We start from the raw sequence: 18154 nt of genomic DNA, 5'->3' as shown, positions 1-18154 counted from the left end.
AAGGGCGCAATGCACTCGTGTGGGGGACGAGACGTAAGCGATATGTGACGTAGCGTTCCCTTTGTGATCGATTCGCCCATGCCCGTCGTCTCGGATGCGCCGTCGTCGCCGGAATCCGGCCCTCCGGTGTGGCTGCCCGTGCGGGCGGGGCTCGGCCGCTTCCTCGTGCTCGGCACGGTCTTCGTCTGCGCCGCCTGCGGCCTCGTCTACGAGCTCGAACTCGTCGCCCTGGCCTCGTACTTGGCGGGTGACTCGGTCACCCAGGCCTCCGTCGTGCTCTCCGTGATGGTCTTCGCCATGGGCGTCGGCTCGCTGCTGGCCAAGCGGCTGCGCTGCCGGGCCGCCGTGGGCTTCGGCGCGGTCGAGGCGGTGCTCGCGCTCGTCGGCGGCTGCTCGGCGATGGCGCTGTACGCGTGCTTCGCCTGGGGCGGTCACTCGCGCTCCGCGCTCGTCGGCTTCTCGTTCGCCATCGGTGTGCTCATCGGGGCCGAGGTGCCGCTGTTGATGACCCTGATCCAGCGGGTGCGCCGACAGGACGCGGGCGGCGCGGTGGCCGATCTGTTCGCGGCGGACTATGTGGGTGCGCTGGTCGGCGGGCTCGCCTTTCCCTTTCTGCTGCTGCCCGCGTTCGGCCAGCTGACCGGCGCGCTGGTCACCGGCGCGGTCAACGCGGTCGCGGGCGGCGCGCTGGTGCTCTGGCTGTTCCGCCGCGATCTGAGCGTACGGGCGCGGTGGACGCTGATCGTCGCCAATGGGCTGGTGCTCGCCGCGCTGGCCGCCGGTGCCGTGCTGACCCCCTCCTTCGAGCGGGCCGCCCGGCAGGCGGTCTACGGACCGGGGGTGCGGGTCGCGCTGAGCACGGGCGAGCAGGAGATCGTGCTGGTGGGCGGGGGGACGAGCGGGCGGCCGCTGTCCCTGTTCCTCAACGGGCGGCTGCGGGTCAGCGGGCGCGACGAGGTCCGCTACCACGAGGCGCTGATCCACCCGGCCATGGCCGCCGGACCGCATGCCCGGGTCCTGGTGCTGGGCGGCGGCGACGGGCTCGCGGTGCGCGAGGTCCTGCGGTACGCCGGGGTCCGGTCGGTGACCGTCGTGGAGCGCGACGCGGAGGTGGTGCGGCTGGCCCGGCGCGATCCCGGTCTGGCCGCGCTCAACGGCGGCGCCTACCGCGATCCGCGGGTGCGGGCGGTGACGGCGGACGCCTTCGACTGGCTGCGCCGGTCCATGGCGTACGACGTGGTGGTCTGCGATCTGCCCGCCCCCGAGCTCACCCCGAGCACCAAGTACTACTCCCAGGAGTTCTACGGCCTGGCCGAGCGGGTGCTGACGCCCGGCGGCCGACTGGTGGTCCACGCCGGGCCGCTGCGGCCCGATCCGCGGGCGTTCTGGACGGTGGACGCCACGATGCGCTCGGTCGGGCTGCGGACCACTCCGTATGTGATCGGCGCCCCGCGCCCCGGGCGCGGCAGCCCCCACGACTGGGGCTTCGTCCTGTCGGCGCGCTCTCCCGTCGGGCTGCGGCTGGCCCCGCACCGGCCGCGGCCCCGCTCGCTGACCGAGCAGGGGCTGTGGGCGGCCCGTCGCACGGCCGAACGCGGCCGGGAGCGGGGGCTGCCCCCGTCGACGCTCATGCGTCCGCGCTATGGCGAGTGACGCTTCGGGGCGGCCCGGGGGCGGGCAGCGACACCGCCGCCGAGCCCGCGGACGCCGCCGCCGAGCCCCGCGGACACCGCCGCCGAGTCCCGGGGGCGGACCACGTGGGGCGCCGCCCACCCGCGTACGGGGCGTGTTCGCGCGCCGGGGGCTCGTATCGGCGGCGTACCTCAGCGGCACGCGGAAAGTTGTGCGGGAACGGGTCTCAGGGAACGTGCGATGGGTACTGTTTTGACCTATGGAGCATGAGGTGTTCGTTCCGTTTCCCGTCGACACCGTCCGGCTGGCGCTCGCGGAGCCCGCCCGCGTCGCTCGTTGCGTTCCCGGGCTCCAGCAGGACGCCGATGAGGCCGCAGGTCCGCTCGCCGGGCGGCTGCGACTGCGCATCGGCGGGTCCACCATCACCTATCGCGGTGTGCTGCGCGTCGTACGGCGCGGCGATGCCTTCGAGGTCGAGGGCGAGGGCGGCGAGGCGCGCGGCAGCGGCTCGGTGAAGCTCGCGCTGACCATCACACCGGGGCCCGTCGAGGGCGGTACGGAGCTGAAGTGCTCCGGGACGGTCCACAGCGAAGGGCGGCTGGCCGAGTTCGACGACGAGGCGTCCATCACCGTGGCCCGCCGCATGCTGGACCGGTTCGCCACGGCGCTCACGGCCGGGCTGGAGACGTCCCCGATCAGCGCGCCCACGGAGGGCGAGGCCCCCGGCGAGGTCCCGGGCGGGGCTGATGGCGGGAGCGCCGACGCGGGTGCGGGAGCCGCCGCGGAGGAGACCGGGCTGCCGACCGAGGCCGAGCTTCCGCTGTCGGCCGACGACATGGACATCGAGGACGCCGGCGACCTGGAGGACATCGACGAGGTGGACGCCGTCGAGGAGCCCGTCGGCTTCGGCGAACTCGGCGATCTCGAGGACCTGGACGAGGAGCCCCCGGCCGAGGCCGCCCACGCCCGCCGCACGATGATCGGCCGCTCCACCGAGGAGGTCGACCACGCCCCGCCGCGCGGTCGCTACGCCCCGGTGCCCGCGCCCGAGACCGTCTCCACCAGCGCCACGCTGCGCTGGGCCGCGCCCGCCGCGGCCGTCGTGCTCGCCTCCGTCGTCGTCGTGGGCCGTCGCGTACTTCGCCGCCGCCGATGAGCCAGGGCGCATAGGCTCGGTGTTTGTGACCACCGAAGACACAACGGAGACCAAGGGCGTACGGCTGACCGCCGGGGACGCCGAGCTGACCGTCTCACCCGAGAGCGGCTGCCGTATCGGCTCACTGCGCATCGGCGGTACGGAGCTGCTGCGGCAGGGCCCGCGGTTCGGGTCGTTCCCGATGGTGCCGTGGTGCGGCCGGACCGGCCTCGGCCGGTTCCGCAACGGCGGGCGGATCCACCAACTGCCCGTCAACTCCCCGCCGCACGCGATCCACGGCACCGGCCGGAACGTCGCATGGGCCCCCGTCAGCGCGGGGGAGTCCAGCGCGGCCTTCACCTACGACCTCGCCGACCCCTGGCCGTACGAGGGCCGGGTCACCCAGGCCTTCGAGCTCGCCCCGGGCAGCCTGACCGTCACCATGAGCGTGGAGACCGAGGGCGACTCCTTCCCGGCGCAGGCGGGCTGGCATCCATGGTTCCTGCGGAACCTCGGCGACGGCGGCCCCGGTGCCGAGATCGCCTTCGACGCCGCATGGCAGGAGGAGCGCGGCGAGGACCACCTCCCCACCGGCCGCCGGATCGCGCCGAAGCCCGGCCCCTGGGACGACTGCTTCGGGATGCCGCAAGGGGTGGACGTCACGCTCACCTGGCCCGGTCGGCTGGAGCTGAAGGTCACCAGCCGGACGGAGTGGGTGGTCGTCTACGACGAGCAGGCGGAGGCGGTGTGCGTGGAACCGCAGTCCGGCCCGCCCAATGGCCTCAACCTCCTGCCACGGCTGGTCACCCCCATCGATCCGCTGGAGATCGCCATGACCTGGACCTGGCGCACACTGGCCTGACGCGGTCGGTTCGTCGACTGACGCGGTTCGGTTCGTCGACTGGTGCGGTCCCGGTCTCACGCTGACGCGCTCGATCTCACGGTGTGGAGCGGCTTGGGGGGTTCCGAGGGCCACCGCATAAGCTCATGCGCATGAGCGATGCCCGTGACGCCCTGCTGCGACAGATCAAGGACAAGGCCGTGGTCCACGGCAAGGTGACCCTCTCCTCCGGGCGTGAGGCCGACTACTACATCGACCTGCGCCGGATCACTCTGGACGCCGAGGCCGCGCCGCTGGTCGGACAGGTCATGCTCGAGACCACGGCCGAGCTGGAGTACGACGCGGTGGGCGGGCTGACGCTGGGCGCCGACCCGGTGGCCACGTCCATGCTGCACGCCGCCGCCGCGCGCGGGCGTCGGCTCGATGCCTTCGTGGTGCGCAAGGCCCAGAAGACCCACGGTATGCAGCGGCGGATCGAGGGCCCGGACATCGCGGGCCGCCGGGTGCTGGTGGTCGAGGACACCTCCACCACCGGTGGTTCACCGCTGACCGCGGTGGAGGCGGCACGGGAGGCGGGTGCGGAGGTCGTCGCGGTCGCGACGATCGTCGAGCGCGGCGCCGCGCCCGCGATCGCGGACGCCGGGCTGCCGTACCTCCCGGCGTACTCGCTCGCCGACCTCGGGCTGAGCTGAGTCACGCGGTCTGGGGAGGCGGGGGGTTTCACGTGAAACCACCCACCCCCGTCCGTGTGGTCTCGGCGTGCGCCGTGTGGAGCAATCGGCGGAGTCTGGGATTATGGCCCCGACGATGACGTCGCCCCTAGGTCAGGGCCAAGTACGACTAACCCGCACATACAAGGAGCGGTCAGATGCCCATCGCATCCCCTGAGATCTACAACGAGATGCTCGACCGGGCGAAGGCGGGCAAGTTCGCCTACCCGGCGATCAACGTGACCTCGACGCAGACTCTGCACGCCGCCCTGCGCGGCTTCGCCGAGGCGGAGAGCGACGGCATCGTCCAGATCTCCACCGGTGGTGCCGAGTTCCTGGGTGGCCAGTACAAGAAGGACATGGTGACCGGTGCGGTCGGCCTCGCCGAGTTCGCGCATGTCGTGGCCGAGAAGTACCCGGTCAACATCGCCCTCCACACCGATCACTGCCCGAAGGACAAGCTGGACGGCTATGTCCGTCCGTTGCTCAAGATCTCGCAGGAGCGCGTCGCCAAGGGCCAGAACCCGCTGTTCCAGTCCCATATGTGGGACGGCTCCGCCGAGACTCTCGCCGACAACCTCGCCATCGCGCAGGAGCTGCTGGCCGAGGCGGTCAAGGCGAAGATCATCCTCGAGGTCGAGATCACCCCGACCGGTGGCGAGGAGGACGGCGTCACCCACGAGATCAACGACAAGCTGTACACGACGGTGGACGACGCCCTGCGCACCGCCGAGGCCCTGGGCCTGGGTGACAAGGGCCGCTACCTGCTGGCCGCGTCCTTCGGCAATGTCCACGGCGTCTACAAGCCGGGCAATGTCGTCCTCCGCCCGGAGCTGCTGCGTGACCTCCAGGACGGTGTGGGCGCGAAGTACGGCAAGCAGGACCCGTTCTTCTTCGTCTTCCACGGCGGTTCCGGCTCCACGGAGCAGGAGATCCGCACCGCGCTGGAGAACGGCGTGGTGAAGATGAACCTCGACACGGACACCCAGTACGCCTTCACCCGCCCGATCGCGGACCATATGTTCCGCAACTACGACGGGGTGCTGAAGGTCGACGGCGAGGTCGGCAACAAGAAGACGTACGACCCGCGGAGCTGGGGGAAGCTGGCCGAGGCGGGGATGGCCGAGCGGGTCACCAAGGCCTGTGGGAATCTTCGGTCCACCGGGACCAAGCTGAAGTAGTTCATCGGCTCGGCCACTCGGGCCCGGCCTCTCGCCTCGCGGCGAGTCGCCGGGCCCGTTTGCGTTCTGGGCTGGCCCCGGGGGCGCTGACCGGGGGATCATCCAGGTATGGCAGGTGTGCGGCTAACCGCGGCGGCCGGGCGCTGGCTGGTGTTCACCACGGTGCTGGGTTCCGCCATGGCCCTGCTCGACAGCACCGTCGTCAATGTCGCCCTGCCGCGCATCGGGCTCGACCTGGGCGCCGACCTCCCCGTACTGCAGTGGACCGTCAACGCCTACATGCTCACCCTCGCCGGGCTGATCCTGCTCGGCGGGGCGCTCGGGGACCGGTTCGGGCGGCGGCGGGTGTTCGTGATCGGGGTGGTGTGGTTCGCGCTGGCCTCGCTGGTGTGCGGGCTGGCGCCGAACGCCGGGGTGCTGATCGCCGCGCGGGCGTTCCAGGGCATCGGCGGGGCGCTGCTCACCCCCGGGTCGCTGGCGCTGATCCAGTCGGTGATCCACCCCGATGACCGGGCGCGGGCGATCGGGCTGTGGTCCGGCTTCGGCGGAATCGGGGCGGCGATCGGGCCGTTCCTCGGCGGCTGGCTGGTGGACGGGCCCGGCTGGCGCTGGGTGTTCTTCATCAATGTGCCGCTGGCGGCGGTGTGTGTGCCGGTCGCTTTGCGCCACGTACCGGAGACCCGCGATCCGCGGGCGCACGGCCGGTTCGACATCCTCGGCGCCGTGCTGGGCGCGGCGGCCCTCGCCCTGGTCACCTATGCGCTGATCGCCGCGCCGCAGCGGGGCGCCTCGCCCGCCGTGGTGATTCCGGGCGTCGCCGGGCTGGCGCTGGGGGCGGTCTTCATCGCCGTGGAGCGGAGGCTTCGGGAGCCGATGCTGCCGCTGTCCATCTTCGCCTCCCGCCAGTTCAGCGCCGTCAATGTGGTGACCCTGTGCGTCTACGCGGCCTTCGGCGGCTTCTTCTTCCTCTCGGTGCTCGACCTCCAGGTGGTCGTCGGCTACTCCGCGCTCGCCGCCGGTACCGCGCTGCTGCCGACGACCACGCTGATGCTGCTGCTGTCGGCCCGTTCGGGGGAGCTGGGCAAGCGCATCGGCCCCCGGATCCCGCTGACCGTCGGCCCGCTGCTGTGCGCGGCGGGGATGCTGCTGATGACCCGGGCCGGGGTGGGGGCGGTGTACTGGCGGGACATCCTGCCCGCGCTGCTGGTGCTGGGCCTGGGCATGGTCGTGGTGGTCGCCCCGCTCACCGCGACCGTGCTGGCCTCGGTGGACGTCGCCCGCGCGGGTCTGGCCAGCGGTGTGAACAACGCGGCGGCCCGGGCGGCCGGGCTGGTCGCGGTGGCGGCGCTGCCGCTGCTCGCGGGGATGGGCCCGGAGGCGTACCGATCGGCGGACGCCTTCTCGAGCACCTTCCGGCGGGCGATGCCCATCTGTGCGGGGGTGCTGGTGCTGGGGGCGCTCCTCGCCTGGCGCACGGTGCGCTCGGACGCGCTGGAGCAGGCGGGCGCCGGGGTGGGCGCGGAGCCCGGGAGAGCCGGGGCCGCGGAGGGCGCGGAGGGTGCGGAGGGTGCGGTGCCCGTGGAGGGCGCCGGGGGCGTCGCGCGGGCGGCCGGGCCGCCGTGCCGCCCCGAGTGCGCCTACCACTGCGGGGTGTCCGCGCCGCCCCTGGACCCGGGCGAGCGAAGCCCCCGTACCTGACCCGCGTCCCCCTCATGGCTTGAGCGTGTCGGGTGGGCCCCGGGACCAGGCAGACTGGAACCCATGGCCATTCACGAGAACCTGCTCGGGGGACCGCCCCCGACCCATCTGCCCGATGACCCGGAGCCGCGCGAACTGCTCGCCTCCGGCGCGGCCCCGGCCGAGGTCGCCGCGAAGTACCCGGCCTCCTCGCTCGCCTGGGCGCAGCTCGCCGACGAGGCGTTCGAGTCCGGCCGGGTGGTCGAGTCCTACGCGTACGCCCGCACCGGCTACCACCGCGGGCTCGACGCCCTGCGCCGCAGCGGCTGGAAGGGCCACGGTCCGGTGCCCTTCGAGCACGAGCCCAACCGGGGCTTCCTGCGCGCCCTGCACGCGCTCGCGCGCGCCGCACAGTCCATCGGCGAGCAGGAGGAGTACGAGCGCTGCTCGACCTTCCTGCGGGAGAGCTCCCCGACCGCGGCGGACACGCTCTCCTGATCTCCCCTCCGCTGATCCGCTGGGACAGCGGGAGGCGCACCGGGCCTGTGGGGTGTGTTATGCCCCACAGGCCCCTTCCGTACTTGCCGATTGTCCGTGCTGCGCGGATGATGCGGTTTGGGGCCCCTTCGGCTGTGGGTCCCGAGGGGACCGGGGCTCCGAGACCGAAAGGAAGGGGCGGACCGCTACCCGGTAGCGAGCAGTACTCAGGAGACGCGATGTCGCAGCAGCCTGTCCCCGATCACGCCGAGTCCGACGCCCCGAATCTGGACTTCGACGGCACCACGCCGTACGAGGACTACGTCCAGGCGTCCGTGCTCACCCACCTCCAGCATCCCCTCTCCGACGACCCCGGCGAGATGGTGTTCCTGGTCACCACCCAGGTCATGGAGCTGTGGTTCACCGTCATCGTCCATGAGTGGGAGACCGCCGCGCAGGCGCTGCGCGAGGACGATCTGCCCACCGCGATGGCCGCGCTCCAGCGCTCGGCGTACGAGCTGGAGTCGCTCAACGCCTCGTGGACGCCGCTGGCCCATCTCACCCCCGGCCAGTTCAACGCGTACCGCTCCGCGCTCGGCGAGGGCTCCGGCTTCCAGTCGGCGATGTACCGGCGGCTGGAGTTCCTGCTCGGTGAGAAGTCCGCGTCCATGCTCGTCCCGCACCGGGGCGCGCCGCGGGTCCACGCCGAACTGGAGAAGGCGCTGACCGAGCCCAGCCTCTACGACGAGGTGCTGCGCCATCTCGCGCGCCGCGGCCTCGCCGTCCCGGCCGCGGTGCTGGCCCGCGACCCCGCCGTGCGCCATGAACCGGACCCGGGGGTGGAGCGGGTCTGGGAGGAGATCTACGCCGGCCCGCGCGACAGCGAGCTGACCCGGCTCGGCGAGGCGCTCACCGAGGTCGCCGAGCTGGTGTGGCGCTGGCGCAATGACCACCTGGTGGCGACCCGGCGGGCGATGGGCTCCAAGACCGGTACGGGCGGCTCGGCCGGGGTCGCCTGGCTGGAGAAGCGCGCGGCCAAGAACGTCTTCCCCGAGCTGTGGACGGCGCGCAGCCATGTCTGACGCGACGATTCCCACGGCGGAGGCGGCTGGCGGCGAGCCGATCGGGCCCGAGCGGACCGCCTTGGCCGACGAGGCCGCCGGGCTCGACGCGGCCGATCCGCTGCGCGCCAAGCGCGCCGCCTTCACCCTCGACGACACGGTCTACCTCGACGGCAACTCACTGGGCGCGCTGCCCCGCGCCGTCCCGCCCCGGCTGGCCGATGTGGTCGCCCGCGAATGGGGTGAGCTGCGCATCCGCTCCTGGGAGGAGAGCGGCTGGTGGACCGCGCCGGAGCGGATCGGCGACCGCGTCGCCCGGCTCATCGGCGCAGGCCCCGGCCAGGTCGTGGTGGGCGACTCGACCAGCGTGAACGTCTTCAAGGCGGTGGTCGCGGCCGTACGGATCGCCCAGCAGCGCGGCGCCCACCGCGATCAGATCCTGGTTGACGAGGCCACCTTCCCCACCGACGGCTATATCGCCGAGTCCGCCGCCCGGATGACCGGCTGCACCGTGCTCCCGGTGGCCGCGGGCGACGTCCCGGCCGCCGTCGGCGCCCGCACCGCGGTCGTGCTCGTGAACCACGTGGACTACCGCACCGGCCGCCTCCATGACCTGCCCGGGACCACGGCCGCCGTGCACGCGGCGGGCGCGCTCGTGGTGTGGGACCTGTGCCACAGCGCGGGCGCCCTGCCGGTCGGGCTGGACGCCCATGGGGTGGACCTCGCGGTGGGCTGCACCTACAAGTACCTCAACGGCGGGCCCGGCGCGCCCGCGTATCTGTATGTCGCCCGGGCCCATCAGCCCCGCTTCGACTCGCCGCTGCCCGGCTGGAACTCGCATGCCGACCCCTTCGGCATGGCCTCCGCCTACACCCCGGCCGGCGGCGCGGTCCGCGGCCGCGTCGGCACCCCGGACATCCTCTCGATGCTGGCGCTGGAGGCCGCGCTCGAGGTGTGGGACGACGTGCCGATCGAGGACGTCAGGGCCAAGAGCCTGGCGCTGACGGACTTCTTCCTCCGCTGCGTCGAGCGCTATGTCCCGGCGGGCCGCGTCCGGTCGATCACCCCCACCGCACACGCCGAGCGCGGCAGCCAAGTGGCCCTGCGGTGCGCGGCGGCGGGGGAGGCCGGGGAGCCTGGGGGCGCCGGGGTGACCGCGGAGGCCGGAGGGGCCGGAGAGGTGATGACGGAGCTGGTGCGGCGCGGTGTCGTGGGCGACTTCCGGCGCCCCGATGTGCTGCGCTTCGGCTTCACCCCGCTCTATACGGGCTTCGCCGAGGTGGAGCGGGCGGCGCGGGTGCTGGCCGATGTGCTGAGGGAGGGCTGACCGATGGGCGGGGCGACGGCGGGGGCGGCGGCCGAGGAGGCGTCGGTCTTCGGGCTCCCACCCGTGGATCCGGCCAGGACCGCCGTGTACGGCGAACACCCGGACCAGGTGGTGGACTTCTACCTTCCGCCACCCGGGACGGACGGCGCCGCGCGCCCCGCCCCGCTGGTCCTCCTCTTCCACGGCGGCGCCTGGCGCGCCCCCTACGACCGCCGCCATGTGTCGCCCTTCGCCGCCTTCCTGGCGGGGCGGGGCCTGGCGGTGGCGTCCGTGGAGTACCGGCGCGGTGGGGCGGACTCCGCGCGGGCCGGGCGGTGGCCGGAGACGTTCGACGACATCGCGGCGGCCGTGGACACCGTGCCGGGTCTCGCCCGGGGGCTCGGGCTCCCCGGGATCGACCCGGACCGGGTGGTGCTCACCGGGCACTCCGCGGGCGGACACGCCGTGCTGTGGGCGGCGGCCCGGCATCGGCTGCCGTCCGGCACTCCCTGGCATCTGGCCTCCCCCTCCCCGCACCGCGGTGTCGTGGCCCTCGCCCCCATCGCGGACCTCGCCACGGCCCGTGCGCTGGACGTCTGCTCCGGCGCCGTGGACGAACTCCTCCAAGAGGAGGGTGGGGGCGGTGACGATGAGCTGACGGTCCGGCTGGGTCTCGCCGACCCCGCCGCGCTGCTGCCCACCGCGATCCCCACCACCGTGGTGCAGGGCGGCACCGACATCGTCGTGCCAGCGGCGGTCGCGGACGCCTTCGCGGAGGCGGCGGCCCGCGCCGGACAGGACGTACGGCTGATCAGGAGCGACGGCGGCCACTTCCCGCCCATCGACCCGACGACGCCTGCCGCGCACACCGTCGCCGAGGAGATCGCCCAGCTGGCGGGGGCGCAGACCGCCCCATAGCACCGGGCCGGAGCCCGCCACGTAACATCACCGGGCCGCGCCCCGCCGCGTAGTACCCGACCCCGTAGTACTTGAGACGGACGCCGCACAATCCGCATTCCCGGGGACGACGCCGCGGCGTCCGCTGCCTACCGTGGTCGGCGTGACTGAGACGATTCCGCGGACCGAACTCCGCACCATCCGCCGGGCGCTGTCCGATCTGCGGAAGGACTTGATCACCGACGCCTTCGCCCTCCGCCCCCTGCCGCCGCTCGGCGCCACGCATCCGCTGGTGCGCGCGTTGCCCCCGTGGGCCCGGCCGTACGCGCCGTGGCTGCCGCACGCCGCGCTCACGGCCTTCGCCCTCTACCTCATGGCCGTGGCGGGCGAAATCGACGGCGTCGGGATGGCCCTGCTCAGCAGCGTGCCCCTGCTGATCGCGCTCTACCGGCCGATCGGCGCCTGGTGGCTGTCGTTCGGGGGGAGCGTCGTCTGGGGCCTGGGCGTCGCCGAAACGGCCGCGGGCAGCATGTGGCCCTGGCCGCCGACCCTCTTCGCCTCGCACATCGCGGTGATGGTGATCGTCGCGTTCCGTAACCCGCCGCGCGTGGCCGGGCAGATGCTGCTGCTCACGGCCGGATTCGGGTTCGCCTGCGATCTCGCCGTCGGCTGGCGGCCGACGAACGCCTTCCCCATGGTGATCACCTCCTGCGTCATCGTGGGCGCCGTCGTCGCCCGGCGCAGTCTGCGCGAGACCAAGCAGCAGGTCGCCGTGGAGCAGTCGGCCACCCATGAGGAGCGCTCCCGCCGCACCCTGCTGGAGGAGCGCGCCACCATCGCCCGTGAGCTGCACGACGTCGTCGCGCACCATATGTCGGTGATCGCCATCCAGGCGGAGGCGGCGCCCTACCGGGTGGCGGACCCGCCCGAGGAACTGGCCAGCAGCTTCGCGACCATCCGCGAGAACGCGGTCGCCGCGCTCACCGAACTCCGCCGCGTCCTCGGCGTCGTCCGCGCCGATGACCCCGATGCCTACGCCGACGCCGACCCCGAGGCGCCCCAGCCGACCCTCGCCACCCTCGACACGCTCTTCGCGGGGGTCCGGGCGGCCGGGCTGACCGTCGAGCACCTCACCACCGGCGCCGTACGGCCGCTGCCCTCCGGGGTGGAGCTGTCCGCGTACCGGATCGTCCAGGAGGCGCTGTCCAACGCGCTGCGGCACGCGCCCGGCTCCACCGCCCGCGTCGAAGTCGCGTATGTCCTCGGCGGACTGGGTCTGCGGATCGTCAACGGCCCGCCCACCCAGGCCGTACGGCCCTCGCCGGGGATGGGCCACGGGCTGCTCGGGATGCGGGAGCGCGTGGCCATGCTGAACGGGGAGATGACGGCGGGCGCGGTGTTGGAGGACGGCGGTTACGAGGTCGCGGTCTTCATCCCGGCCGCCGCGGTCCCCGAAGCGGAGGCTTCCGCCCCGGAGACACCGGCACCGGCACCGCAGCGGGGGTACGCCCCGGAGGGGGAGACGATGGAGCCATGACCACCGACGCCCCCTCCCTCCCCCCTCCCATCCGCGTGCTGATCGCCGACGATCAGGTGATGGTCCGCGAGGGCTTCTCCGTACTGCTGAACGCCCAGCCCGATATCGAGGTCATCGGCGAGGCGGTCGACGGGCGCCAGGCCATCGCCCAGGTGGCCGCCCTGCGCCCCGACGTCGTCCTGATGGACATCCGGATGCCGGAGCTCAACGGCCTCGAGGCCACCCGCGAGATCGTCGCGGCGGACGCCGACGCCAAGGTGCTCGTCCTGACCACCTTCGATCTGGACGAGTACGTCTACCAGGCGCTGCGCGCCGGAGCGAGCGGCTTTCTGCTCAAGGACGCCTCCGCCCGGCAGCTCGGCGATGCGGTACGCATTGTCGCGGCGGGTGAGGCGCTGCTCGCGCCGACCATCACCAAGCGCCTGATCAGCACGTTCTCGCGGATCGGCGAGGCGGCCGGATTCGGCGGTCCGCTGCCCTCCCCGCAGGGGCGGCTGGCCGAGCTGACCGAGCGGGAGAACGAGGTCCTGGTGCTGGTCGCCCAGGGCTGCTCCAATGCGGAGATCGCCGGGCGGCTGATCGTCGCAGAGTCGACGGTGAAGACGCATGTCAGCCGGATCCTGGTGAAGCTGGGGCTGCGCGACCGCACCCAGGCGGCGGTGTTCGCCTACGAGGTACGCCTGGTGACGCCCGGAGGCTGACCGGCCTGGTGCGCCCCGCGACGGCCCCCGGAGGCAGCGGGGCCCCGAAGCCATCCGGCGACCCCTGGAGACCGGGCGGCCCCGGCGGTACCGTCCCGGGATGAGCAGCAGTGCGGAAGCCCCCGCCTTCGACCCCTGGCGGCCGTCGTTCGTCGCGGACCCGTATCCGGCCTACGCCGAGCTGCGCGAGCGCGGCCGGGTGCACTGGTTCGAGCCCTCCCGCCAGTGGCTGATCCCGCGTCATGCGGACGTCGGCGCGCTGCTGCGGGACCGCAGGCTCGGCCGCACCTATCTCCACCGCTTCGGCCATGAGGAGTTCGGCCGCACCGCGCCGCCGCCCGAGCACGAGCCGTTCCACACCCTCAATGACCACGGCATGCTCGATCTGGAACCGCCGGACCACACCCGGCTGCGGCGCCTGGTCTCCAAGGCGTTCACCCCGCGGACGGTCGAGGCGCTGGTGCCGACCATCCGGCGGCTCGCGGAGGAATTCGTCGACTCCCTCGTCGGCTCGGGCGGCGGCGATCTCATCGCGACGGTCGCCGAACCGCTGCCGGTCGCCGTGATCGCCGAGATGCTGGGCATTCCGCCCGCCGACCGCCCCGCCCTGCGGCCCTGGTCGGCGGATATCTGCGGGATGTACGAGTTGAGCCCGGGCGAGGACACGGCGCGCCGGGCCGTGCGCGCGTCCGTCGAATTCTCCGCGTATCTGCGCGAGTTGATCGCGGCGCGCCGCAGGGCCCCGGGGGACGATCTGATCAGCGGGCTCATCGCCGCGTACGACGAGGGCGACCGGCTCACCGAGCAGGAGATGATCTCCACCTGTGTGCTGCTGCTGAACGCGGGCCACGAGGCCACGGTCAACACCACGGGGAACGGTTGGTGGGCGCTCTTCCGCCACCCCGAACAGCTCGCCCTGCTCCGCGCCGACCCCGACGCGCTGCTGCCCACCGCCGTGGACGAGCTGCTGCGCTATGACACCCCGCTGCAGCTCTTCGAGCGATGGGTGCTTGAGGACATCGAGGTCGGCGGCACGGTCATCCCGCGCGGCAGCGAGGTCGCGCTGCTCTTCGGCTCGGCCAACCGCGACCCGGCCCGCTTCGACCGTCCCGACGCCCTCGACCTCTCCCGCGCCGACAACCCCCACATCAGTTTCGGCGCCGGGATCCACTACTGCCTGGGCGCCCCGCTCGCCCGACTGGAGCTGATCGCCTCCTTCGGCGCACTGCTCCGCAAGGCGCCCGGGCTGCGGCTGGTCAAGGAGCCGGAGCGGGGGACGAACTTCGTCATCCGCGGTCTGCGGGAGCTCCAGGTCGAGCTCTGAGCGGAATCGGCGAAGCGACATCGGCGAAGACGGAAAGGGAGTCGGCGACGGCAGGGGCGGAGTCGGCGAAGGCCGCCGGGACAGATGAGCCCCCTGTTGTCCACAGCCTGTGGACAACAGGGGGCGGTTGCCGGGAGGCGATGGGCCGACGGGGGTCAGCCGCCGATGTCACGACGGCGCATGCCCACCAGTCCTCCGGCGGCGAGAACGGCCGAGAGCAGCAGCAGCCACAGGAACGGGGCGGCCGTCACCTCGTCGCCCGGCAGCTTCGGCAGATGGCTGAAGGGCGAGGTGTCCATGATGGAGTCGGACAGCTCGAGCGCCGGGCCCATCCAGCCCAGGGCGACCACCCAGCCGACGAACGCCCAGGCCGCGGCCGAGTACTTCGGCACCACGCCCACCAGGAAGAGCGTCACGCTGGTCAGCACCCACAGCGCCGGGAGCTGGGCGAGGGCGGCGCCCAGGCAGCGGGGGAGCTGGTCGGCCAGGTCGCCCGCCGCGACGCCGTAGCCCAGCCCCAGCGCCAGACCGCCGATGGCCAGGACGGCCACCGGGCCGAGGTACGCGATGACCAGGTGGCTCCCGGCCCAGCGCAACCGGCCGACGGCGTTGGCCAGCAGGGGCTCCGCGCGCTGGTCGGTCTCCTCGGAGCGCAGCCGCAGTACGGAGGTGGTGGTGTAGACGGTGAGGATGGTGCCGAGGACGCCGACCATGGCGGCCAGGAACGCGTCATTGAGCCCCTGGGCGCCGCCCATCCGCTGGATGATGTCGCGGGTCTGGTCGCTGTCGCCGAGGAAGTCGTCCGCACCGTCGGAGATGGATCCGAAGATGGCGCCCGCGAAGACGAAGCCCGCGGCCCAGCCGAACAGGGCGCCGCGCTGCAGCCGCCAGCCCAGGCCGAAGACCCCGTTCAGCAGCGGCCCCGCGGCCGGTGGGCCGGGGCGGCTGGCGTAGAAGCTGGCGCCCACGTCGCGCCGCCCGGCGAGGGAGTACGCGAGGGCGATCGAGGCCGCGGCGAGCACGGCGACCAGCAGCAGCGGCCACCAGCGCTCGTTCGCGTACGGCCGGGCGTACTCGGCCCAGCCCAGCGGCGAGAGCCAGACCAGGACATGGCCGGAGCCCTTGCTGCCGTCCTCGGCGGCGTCACCCGCCATGCGCAGCACGAAGGCGACGCCGACCGCGGCGGAGCTGAGGCCCCTGGCCAGCCGTGCGTTCTCGGTGAGCTGGGCGGCGACGGCGGCCAGCCCGCCGAAGGCCATACCGGACAGGCCGACGGCGAGGCCGAGGGTCAGCGCGCCGGTGCCGCCCTGGCCCGCGAGGCCGCCCGCGATGAGCAGGGTCACCGCGCCGTTGGCGATGGCCACGGCGAGCAGGGCCGAGGTGAGTCCGGCGCGGCGGCCGACCATACCGGCGGAGAGCGCCTCCTGGCGGCCGGTCTCCTCCTCCTCACGGGTGTGCCGGACCACGATGAGCAGGCTCATGATCGCGGCGAACACCGTAAGGAAGGCACCCACGCGCCAGACGGTGAGCGCGCCGAGCGTGTCGTCGAAGGCGGCGCCGAACAGGGCCCGGGTCGAGCCGTTCCCATTCATGTCCTGGACGAGGCTGGCGCGCCGGGCGGGGGTGTCGTACGCGCTCTTCAGACGGCCGACGGTGCTGCTGGCCGTGAGCCCCAGGCACAGCACCCACACCGGCATCATGATCCGGTCGCGGCGCAGGGCGAGCCGCAGCAGCGTGCCCGTGCCCGCCAGGTCGTGGGCCGATCCGCGGGCGCGGGGGGAGACCCGGGCGTCGGCTACGGCGGTCATCGGGCGATCGCCTCGGCTTCCGTACGGGTGATGTCGTCCTGGTAGTGGCGCAGGAAGAGCTCTTCCAGGGTGGGCGGGGTGGAGATCAGGCTGCGCACCCCGACCTGGGTGAGCTGCCGCAGCACGGCGTCGATCTTGTCGGAGTCGACCTGGAGCTTGACCTGGCCGCCCTGGATGTCCACGTTGTGCACGCCGGGGAGGCCGGACAGGCCGTTCGGCTCGCCGGCGAGCTCGGCGGTCACCGACGTACGGGTCAGGTGGCGCAGCTCGGTGAGGGTGCCGGACTCCACCCGGCGGCCCTTGCGGATGATGCTCACCCGCCGGCAGAGCGCCTCGACCTCGCTGAGGATGTGGCTGGAGAGCAGCACCGTACGGCCGCGGTCGCGCTCCTCGGCGACGCACTCGCGGAAGACCTCCTCCATGAGCGGGTCGAGCCCGGAGGTCGGCTCGTCGAGGATCAGCAGCTCCACTTCGGATGACGCGAACGCGGCGACCAGGGCGACCTTCTGGCGATTGCCCTTGGAGTACGTACGGCCCTTCTTGGTGGGGTCGAGCTCGAACCGCTCCAGGAGCTCGGCGCGGCGTGCGGTGTCCAGACCGCCGCGCAGCCGCCCGTACAGGTCGATGACCTCTCCACCGCTCAGGTTGCGCCACAGGGTGACGTCTCCGGGGACGTACGCGATGTGGCGGTGGAGGTCGACCGCGTCGTGCCAGGGGTCCTTGCCGAGCATCTGCACCGCGCCGGAGTCGGCGCGGAGCAGCCCGAGGAGGACCCGGATGGTCGTGGACTTCCCGGCGCCGTTGGGCCCGAGGAAGCCATGGACCTCACCTGCCTCGACTTCGAGGTCGAGGCCGTCCAACGCGTGGGTCCGGCCGAAGGACTTGTGGAGGCCGGACACGGAGATTGCCGTTTTCATGATTTCGAAGCTACGCTAGTTTCACAAATTTGTGAAGTTAAGGAACCATATAAACTTATGATGATGTGACGAAGAGAGGAGATGATGAAGCGGTGAGGGAGACGATCGAACCGGAGGGCGCGCCCGATGAAGCGCGCGGTGAAGCGGCGCGTGACGAGGGCCGTGACGAGGCGGCGGTGTCCAGGTTCGTCGAGCGGTTCGCGGCCGATCTGGCCGAGGCCGGGATGCAGCGCATGGCGGCGCGGGTCTTCGCGGCGCTCCTCGTCTCCGACTCCGGGGCCCTCACCTCGGCGGAGCTCGCCGAGCGGCTGCGGATCAGCCCGGCCGCGGTCTCGGGCGCGATCCGCTATCTGTCCCAGGTGGACATGGTGGTGCGGGAGCGCGAGCCGGGCTCACGGCGCGATCGCTACCGGCTCTACAACGAGGTCTGGTACGAGACGCTGACCCGCCGCGACCAGATGGTCGCCCGCTGGGAGAGCACCATGCGCGACGGCGCGAAGGTGCTCGGGCCCGGCACCCCGGCGGGGCTGCGGATCGCCGAGACCGCCGACTTCTTCGAGTTCGTCCAGCGGGAGCTGCCCAAGATGCTCGAGCGCTGGCGCGCCCAGCAGGCCGAACGCCGCGCCACAGAGTCCCCCAAAACCCAAACACCCTGACCCCCGGTCCGAGCACCGCCCGACCCGCCCACGTGCCACCCGGCCGACGGGCGGGGTGGCGGCGGGCGGGCCACATCGCCCGGCCCGTCCGTGCGCCGGGACAGCAGCAGGCAGGCCGCATCTCGCCCGGTCTGCCGCACTCTGGCGTTGCCTGGCCCGGCCGCGCGCTACCCGGCTTGCTCGCGGCCCCGGGCGCTGTCCGGCAGGCCGTGCGGCCCGCTCCGGTCGCCTGCGCGCCGCCCGTCCTGCGCGCGCCTCCGGCGCCGCCGGGCCCTCGCGCCACTCGGCCGACGG

At 73.0% G+C, this 18154-nt stretch carries 16 protein-coding genes; 14 read left to right on the top strand and 2 right to left on the bottom strand.

Annotation, left to right across the window (positions count from 1 at the left end):
* Window positions 1-78: 78 nt before the first annotated feature.
* The 13 genes from VT50_RS07030 (at window position 79) to VT50_RS06970 (ending at window position 14479) form a co-directional block, all read left to right on the top strand.
* Window positions 79-1653 carry a polyamine aminopropyltransferase gene (locus VT50_RS07030; protein ID WP_046087506.1) on the top strand — a complete coding sequence of 525 codons (1575 nt, stop codon included), beginning with the start codon at window positions 79-81 and terminating at the stop codon, window positions 1651-1653.
* Between the two features lie 238 nt (window positions 1654-1891).
* Complete coding sequence (locus VT50_RS07025; protein WP_046087507.1) at window positions 1892-2788, top strand: SRPBCC domain-containing protein; 897 nt, start codon at window positions 1892-1894, stop codon at window positions 2786-2788.
* A gap of 25 nt (window positions 2789-2813) precedes the next feature.
* Window positions 2814-3629, top strand: coding sequence for an aldose epimerase family protein (locus tag VT50_RS07020; RefSeq protein ID WP_046087508.1), 816 nt, complete (start codon window positions 2814-2816; stop codon window positions 3627-3629).
* A 125-nt stretch (window positions 3630-3754) separates the two neighbouring features.
* The gene (gene pyrE / locus VT50_RS07015; RefSeq protein WP_046087509.1) at window positions 3755-4300 is read left to right on the top strand and encodes an orotate phosphoribosyltransferase; all 546 of its coding nucleotides are present in this window, start codon (window positions 3755-3757) and stop codon (window positions 4298-4300) included.
* A 176-nt stretch (window positions 4301-4476) separates the two neighbouring features.
* Entirely contained in the window at window positions 4477-5499 is a 1023-nt protein-coding gene (gene fbaA / locus VT50_RS07010) for a class II fructose-bisphosphate aldolase (RefSeq protein WP_046087510.1), read from the top strand.
* Window positions 5500-5607: 108 nt separating this feature from the next.
* Window positions 5608-7197 (top strand): MFS transporter, encoded by a 1590-nt coding sequence (locus VT50_RS07005; protein WP_046087511.1) that lies wholly within the window; start codon window positions 5608-5610, stop codon window positions 7195-7197.
* Window positions 7198-7260: 63 nt separating this feature from the next.
* Window positions 7261-7674, top strand: a complete 414-nt coding sequence (locus VT50_RS07000; protein WP_046087512.1) for a DUF3151 domain-containing protein — start codon at window positions 7261-7263, stop codon at window positions 7672-7674.
* A 218-nt stretch (window positions 7675-7892) separates the two neighbouring features.
* On the top strand, window positions 7893-8735 hold the full coding sequence (locus VT50_RS06995) for a tryptophan 2,3-dioxygenase family protein (RefSeq protein WP_046087513.1): 843 nt from the start codon (window positions 7893-7895) through the stop codon (window positions 8733-8735).
* Entirely contained in the window at window positions 8728-10041 is a 1314-nt protein-coding gene (kynU, locus tag VT50_RS06990) for a kynureninase (RefSeq protein WP_046087514.1), read from the top strand. The genes VT50_RS06995 and kynU overlap by 8 nt, the downstream gene beginning before the upstream one ends.
* Window positions 10042-10044: 3 nt before the next feature.
* Window positions 10045-10938 carry an alpha/beta hydrolase gene (locus VT50_RS06985; RefSeq protein WP_046087515.1) on the top strand — a complete coding sequence of 298 codons (894 nt, stop codon included), beginning with the start codon at window positions 10045-10047 and terminating at the stop codon, window positions 10936-10938.
* A gap of 133 nt (window positions 10939-11071) precedes the next feature.
* Window positions 11072-12454, top strand: a complete 1383-nt coding sequence (locus tag VT50_RS06980) for a sensor histidine kinase (RefSeq protein ID WP_075200413.1) — start codon at window positions 11072-11074, stop codon at window positions 12452-12454.
* On the top strand, window positions 12451-13155 hold the full coding sequence (locus VT50_RS06975; RefSeq protein ID WP_046087516.1) for a response regulator: 705 nt from the start codon (window positions 12451-12453) through the stop codon (window positions 13153-13155). The genes VT50_RS06980 and VT50_RS06975 overlap by 4 nt, the downstream gene beginning before the upstream one ends.
* Before the next feature lie 100 nt (window positions 13156-13255).
* Complete coding sequence (locus VT50_RS06970) at window positions 13256-14479, top strand: cytochrome P450 (RefSeq protein ID WP_046087517.1); 1224 nt, start codon at window positions 13256-13258, stop codon at window positions 14477-14479.
* Between the two features lie 155 nt (window positions 14480-14634).
* Here the strand turns inward: VT50_RS06970 and VT50_RS06965 are convergent, their stop codons facing one another.
* Window positions 14635-16287 (bottom strand): ABC transporter permease, encoded by a 1653-nt coding sequence (locus VT50_RS06965; RefSeq protein ID WP_046087518.1) that lies wholly within the window; start codon window positions 16285-16287, stop codon window positions 14635-14637.
* Window positions 16284-17204 carry an ABC transporter ATP-binding protein gene (locus VT50_RS06960; protein WP_046087519.1) on the bottom strand — a complete coding sequence of 307 codons (921 nt, stop codon included), beginning with the start codon at window positions 17202-17204 and terminating at the stop codon, window positions 16284-16286. The genes VT50_RS06965 and VT50_RS06960 overlap by 4 nt, the downstream gene beginning before the upstream one ends.
* 92 nt (window positions 17205-17296) lie before the next feature.
* Between VT50_RS06960 and VT50_RS06955 the strand changes: the two genes are divergently transcribed.
* A complete protein-coding gene (locus VT50_RS06955) occupies window positions 17297-17860 on the top strand; it encodes a GbsR/MarR family transcriptional regulator (RefSeq protein WP_078840796.1) in 564 nt (187 codons plus the stop codon).
* The last annotated feature ends 294 nt before the right edge of the window (window positions 17861-18154 follow it).

It is taken from the genome of Streptomyces antioxidans, from assembly GCF_000968685.2.
GTDB lineage: Bacteria > Actinomycetota > Actinomycetes > Streptomycetales > Streptomycetaceae > Streptomyces > Streptomyces antioxidans.
Note: the sequence above shows the minus strand (reverse complement) of the source record. Positions and strands in the feature narration are given on the sequence as shown.